Source organism: Mesorhizobium sp. M2C.T.Ca.TU.002.02.1.1, from assembly GCF_003997225.1.
Map to the genome: position 1 here is coordinate 1 of NZ_RZTO01001203.1, position 1,285 is coordinate 1,285.

General features: G+C 65.8%; 2 pseudogenes. One reads left to right on the forward strand and one right to left on the reverse strand.

Going from position 1 to position 1,285, the window contains the following annotated elements:
• Positions 1–818, reverse strand: a pseudogene (locus EOD07_RS34745) (DNA mismatch repair protein MutS); the annotation flags it as partial.
• A 153-nt stretch (positions 819–971) separates the two neighbouring features.
• Here EOD07_RS34745 and EOD07_RS34750 point away from each other — a divergent pair.
• Positions 972–1,285, forward strand: a pseudogene (locus EOD07_RS34750) (glycosyltransferase family 1 protein); the annotation flags it as partial.

Sequence of the window (1,285 nt, forward strand, 5' to 3'; positions counted from 1 at the left end):
ACATAGGCGATGGCGCCCGAGATCGCCGACAGTTCGGCGCGCGAGAAGGTGCCGAAACTGTCCGGCGTCGCGACCTCGAAGAAGCGCGCGATGCGTCCCGTGGCCGAGGCCGAATCGAACAGCGAAGGCGGTTGCGGGTTGGCGACCCTGCCCAGCACGTCGAACACTGGACGCAGTTCCGGGTCATGGAAAACCGGCTCGGCGACGATCAGCTCGCGCGGGTCGACGCGGAAGATGTCGGCAAGCAGCCGCTCGGCGCTCGTCTCGGCAACGCGGAAGGCGCCGGTCGAAATGTCGATCCAAGCCAAGGCAAAGCCGGCCTGGCTGGCCGCGCCGCCGGCCTTGACGCGGCCGAGCGCCATCAGGAAGCTAGATTCCGAGGGCGCGAGGAGCTTGTCCTCGGTGATGGTGCCCGGCGTGACCAGCCGCACCACATCGCGCCGCACCACCGATTTGGAGCCGCGTTTCTTGGCTTCTGCCGGGTCCTCGATCTGCTCGCACACGGCGACGCGAAAGCCTTGAGCGATCAGCTTCTGCAGATAATCGTCCGCGGCATGCACTGGCACGCCGCACATCGGTATGTCGTGACCCTGGTGCTTGCCGCGCTTGGTCAGAACGATGCCCAGCGCCTGGCTTGCCTTCTCCGCATCGTCGAAGAACAGCTCGTAGAAATCGCCCATGCGATAGAACAGCAGCGAATCCGGGTTCGCCGCCTTGATCTCGATGAATTGCTCCATCATCGGCGTGACGCCGCCCGCGGCGGGCGCAGGCGTCGTCGTCTCCTGGACGTCGGTGTCTGTCGGCATGTGCATGTTCATGCCCCGGACGCTAGCAGAAGTAGCAGCCCGGTTTAATGCCGGCGGCGCGAAAAGCAGGGGAAGACTGGCGGCGGCCGCCGCGATGGAAACCCGGTTGCGCCGGGCCGGCCGGGCGCTCTATGGTTCCCTTGGGGCAAGGCGGCGGGGTCTTTGGTGGATCGCGACAAGCAGGAGACTTTCGACGAAATGGTCGGCCCGGTCGGCTCGACCGCCGAGCGTCTTTGGCTGCTGGCGACGCGGCGCGCCCATCGAACCGCGAACAAGCTGAGGGTTTCGGCGCGCAAGCGTTTTCCTTATATCCTGCCGGCGCGCGGCCCTTTGTCGGATCTTGACGGCGGCATCGAGATGTCGGCGCATATATTCAGCCGCGATCCGCTGGTGCTGTATATTCCGGTCGGCGGACCTCGTCCGCTGTATCCATTGGCCGCTATGGGCCGGCGTCTCGGCGCGCGTCGTGTCACCTTCCT